Annotated in this window: 4 protein-coding genes and 1 pseudogene; all 5 read right to left on the bottom strand. The window is 60.4% G+C overall.

Features of this window, described 5'->3' with window-relative positions; all coding sequences use genetic code 11:
• Nucleotides 1-355 (bottom strand): acyl-CoA dehydrogenase family protein (locus NDI87_RS16885; protein WP_296276743.1); only part of this gene is annotated, 355 nt, incomplete at its 3' end.
• Between the two features lie 96 nt (nucleotides 356-451).
• On the bottom strand, nucleotides 452-1,381 hold the full coding sequence (locus tag NDI87_RS16880; protein WP_296276742.1) for an electron transfer flavoprotein subunit alpha/FixB family protein: 930 nt from the start codon (nucleotides 1,379-1,381) through the stop codon (nucleotides 452-454).
• A 121-nt stretch (nucleotides 1,382-1,502) separates the two neighbouring features.
• Nucleotides 1,503-2,252: an electron transfer flavoprotein subunit beta/FixA family protein gene (locus NDI87_RS16875; protein ID WP_296276741.1), complete on the bottom strand. Its 750-nt coding sequence runs from the start codon at nucleotides 2,250-2,252 to the stop codon at nucleotides 1,503-1,505.
• A gap of 193 nt (nucleotides 2,253-2,445) precedes the next feature.
• Nucleotides 2,446-3,711 carry a mechanosensitive ion channel domain-containing protein gene (locus NDI87_RS16870; RefSeq protein WP_296276740.1) on the bottom strand — a complete coding sequence of 422 codons (1,266 nt, stop codon included), beginning with the start codon at nucleotides 3,709-3,711 and terminating at the stop codon, nucleotides 2,446-2,448.
• Nucleotides 3,704-3,882, bottom strand: a pseudogene (locus NDI87_RS16865) (histone deacetylase family protein); the annotation flags it as partial. The gene NDI87_RS16870 and the pseudogene NDI87_RS16865, both read right to left, overlap by 8 nt.

Below are 3,882 nucleotides of genomic sequence, written 5' to 3'. Positions count from 1 at the left end.
TGGCCGAGTTTTGCATTTCACCGACGGCCGAGCCAATGGTCTTGGGCAGGCCCTGGCCACCAAAGTCGGTGGGGTGTTGCAGGCCTTGCCAACCGGCTTCGGTGTACTGCTTGAACGCGTCCTTGAAACCCGGTGTGGCGGTGACCACGCCGTCTTTCCAGCTGCTGGGATTTTTGTCGCCCTCCCAGTTCAAGGGAGCCAGCACGCCCTCGCAAAACTTGGCCGCTTCCTCCAGCACCGCTTGCGCAGTCTCCAGGCCGGCATCTTCCATGCCCGGGAGTTGGGCAATCTGGTCAATGCGGGCCAGGTGCCCGATGTTGAACAGCATGTCTTTGACGGGGGCGATGTAGCTCATGGTGAATCTCCGGTTTTGAATCAGGAATGGGCCCGTGAAGGCTGCCAGAAGGCGTAAAAAAAGGGCATCACCAGGGATGCCCTTTTTGGCCTGAACTTAAAGCGCAGCCGTCAGTTCAGGTAGCGCCACAAACAGATCAGCCTCCAGGCCGTAGTCGGCGACACTGAAGATCGGCGCCTCGGGGTCCTTGTTGATGGCCACGATCACCTTGGAGTCCTTCATGCCCGCCAGGTGCTGGATGGCCCCGCTGATGCCCGCGGCAATGTAGAGCTGGGGCGCCACGATCTTGCCGGTCTGGCCCACTTGCAGGTCATTGGCGGCGTAACCGGCGTCCACCGCAGCACGGCTGGCGCCAATGGCGGCGCCGAGCTTGTCGGCCAGCGGGGTCAGCAGTTCAGCAAACTTCTCGGCCGAGCCCAGCGCCCGGCCCCCGGCGACGATGACCTTGGCTGCGGTCAGCTCGGGGCGGTCGTTCCTGGCGATCTCGCTGCCCATGTAGGTGGTCTTGCCGGGCACGGCCAGCGCGGCGATGGTCTCGATGGCAGCGTTGCCCCCCTGTGCTGCGGCGTCAAAGCCGGTGGTGCGCACCGTCAATACCTTGATGGCGTCCAGACTTTGCACGGTGGCGATGGCGTTGCCGGCATAGATCGGGCGCTCGAAGGTGTCGGCACTGATGACCTTGGTGACGTCGGAGAGCTGGCCGACGTCGAGTTTGGCCGCCACGCGCGGGGCGGTGTTCTTGCCAGCGGCGGTGGCCGGGAACAGCAGGTGGCTGTAGTTGGGTGCCAGGGCGACGATTTGCGCGGTGAGGTTTTCTGCAATACCGTGCGCCAGTGCTTCAGCATCAATGTGCAGCACTTTGCTGACACCAGCAATCTGGGCAGCGGCAGCGGCAGCCGCTGCTGCGTTGTGGCCGGCCACCAGCACGTGGACGTCGCCACCGCATTGAACGGCGGCGCTGACGGTGTTGAGGGTGGCGGGTTTGAGGCTGGCGTTGTCGTGTTCGGCGATGACGAGGGTGGTCATGAGGGTTCCTTCAATTGGTTAACGGAGACGTCGTCATTGCGAGGAGCGAGGCGACGTGGCAATCCAGGACTTCCGACGGCATGGACTGCCGCGCTGCGCTCGCAGTGACGGGGACACTGTTTCAGATGACTTTGGCTTCGTTCTTGAGTTTGGCCACCAGGGTGGCGACGTCGGGTACCTTGACGCCGGCGCTGCGTTTGGGCGGTTCGTTGACTTTGAGGGTCTTGATGCGCGGCGACACATCGACACCGAGGTCTTCGGGTTTGACCACTTCGAGCGGCTTTTTCTTGGCCTTCATGATGTTGGGCAGGGTCACATAGCGCGGCTCGTTGAGGCGCAGGTCGGCCGTGATCACTGCTGGTAATGTCACCGAGAGGGTTTCCAGGCCGCCGTCGATTTCGCGCGAGACGGTGGCTTTGCCGTCAGCCACTTCGACTTTGCTGGCAAAGGTGACTTGGGGCAGGTCGGCCAGGGCGGCGAGCATTTGGCCGGTCTGGTTGCAGTCGTCGTCAATGGCCTGTTTGCCAAGAATGATCAAGCCGGGTTGTTCCTTGTCGACCAAAGCTTTCAGCAGTTTGGCCACCGCCAGCGGTTGCAGTTCTTCTGAAGTTTCCACCAGGATGGCGCGGTCAGCGCCGATGGCCATGGCGGTGCGCAGGGTTTCCGTGCATTGGGTCACGCCGCAGGAGACCGCGATGATCTCGGAGGCGACGCCTTTTTCCCGCAAACGCACCGCCTCTTCGATGGCGATTTCATCAAACGGGTTCATGCTCATTTTGACGTTGGCGGTGTCTACTCCCGTGTGGTCCGACTTGACCCGGACTTTCACGTTGTAGTCCACCACGCGCTTGACTGCGACCAGGACTTTCATGACTTTCTTTCTCCAGAGGTTAAAAAAATAGGCAAATACGTACTGCGACAACGTCAATTCAATTGACGTGCACGTCAACTTTCGCATTGTATGCGGCCACTTCTGTCAGCTTGGTCGTCATATCAACATTATTCGAAAAGACCGATAAAAGAACGGGCGTGCTTTTATTGTAAACATGACTGCACTGCCGCTCTCAAACCGGGCGCGTGTGAATGACGCGCTGTGGAAACGGAATTTCAACCCGATGCTCGCGCAACAGCCGCAAAATTTCCAGATTGATCAGTGAACGCAGGTTGTCGCTGCCATTCTCGGGGTCACCAATCCAGTAACCCAGCCGGAACTCCAGGCCGTCGGCGCCAAAGGCCAGTAACACCACCGCGGGGCCAGGATCAGCCAGCACCCGCTCCTGCGTCGCAGCCGCCTGCAACAGCAAACGCGACACGAGATCCACATCGCTGTCATAGGCCACCGACACGTTGGTAGACTGCCAGACCCTGGGGTCGGCCAAAGACAGATTTTCGACCCGGCTGGTGATCAGCATCTCGTTGGGCACAATGGATTCCCGCCCGGCCAGCGAACGGATCACGGTGTAGCGCGCATTGATTTGAGTGATGACGCCGCTGAAATTGTCTACCTGCACACTGTCGCCAATGCGCATGCTGCGTTCGGCCAGAATGACAAAACCCGACACATAGTTGGCGGCCAGCTTCTGCAGGCCAAAACCAATGCCGACGCCAATGGCGCCACCCAGGACCGACAAAGCCGTCAGGTCAATGCCCACCGCAGACAAGGCGAGCAGCAGGCCGACAAACATCAGCAGCGCCCTGGCTGCATTGCTGAAGGCCTTGCGCAGGCTCAACTCGCCACCCGTCGCTTTGCGCAGCAATTTGGTTTCAATGGCCGACGAAATCCATAAGCTGATGATCAGCACCAGCCCTGCTGTCAGGGTACCTTCAATGATTTTTCGCACTGACAAGGAAGCACCGCCCACCGTCCAGCTGATCTGATCGAGCTCGTCCATCAGCAGCGGCAGCAAGCCACTGACCCACAAGACCATGGCAGCCCAAGCGATCCAGGAAATACTGCGCTCCAGCAAACGGATCGCCGGCGTGTTGTTGAACGCTGCCTGCAACACCTTGACCCCAAGCCGGATCACCAGCAAGGAGATCAGCACGGGGATGGCCAGCTTGAACAACGCCAGCGGCATGCTGTAGTCCAGCAGCTTGCGGGCGGCATAAGCCAGGCACAACCACAGCGCCGGGAACAGCACGCCGTCGACAATTCGCCGCCCAAACATGATGGAGTTGAGCTCGCGCTCAACAAAGGCCCTGGACACCAGCCGCGCCAGCAACCAGGCCAGCAGTCCGCAAGCCAGCAGTGCACCCAACTCAATCAACACGCTGGTCTGGCTCAAGGCCGCCAGCCAGTCCTGCAAGTCAGTAATCACCGGTTCAGACATCCGCCAGCACCCGGATATGCGCTTCCACGCTGCGTGACAGCGCACTCATCACATAACCGCCTACCAGGCAACTCACAATGCGACCCCTGGCATGGCGCCGTGCCACGTCCACGATGCGGCTGGTGATCCAGGCGTAGTCCTGCTCGACCAGACCGAGCTGTCCCATATCGT

The organism is Rhodoferax sp. (assembly GCF_023701345.1).
Classification (GTDB): Bacteria; Pseudomonadota; Gammaproteobacteria; order Burkholderiales; family Burkholderiaceae_C; genus Rhodoferax.
The sequence above is the reverse complement of the archived record's forward strand: the minus strand, read 5'-3'. Positions and strand labels throughout refer to the sequence as shown.

Bases quoted from the DNA above. Each gene is read 5' to 3' on its own strand.
- NDI87_RS16880 (WP_296276742.1), bottom strand. From the start codon at position 1,381: ATGACCACCCTCGTCATCGCCGAACACGACAACGCCAGCCTCAAACCC.
- NDI87_RS16875 (WP_296276741.1), bottom strand. From the start codon at position 2,252: ATGAAAGTCCTGGTCGCAGTCAAGCGCGTGGTGGACTACAACGTGAAA.
- NDI87_RS16870 (WP_296276740.1), bottom strand. From the start codon at position 3,711: ATGTCTGAACCGGTGATTACTGACTTGCAGGACTGGCTGGCGGCCTTG.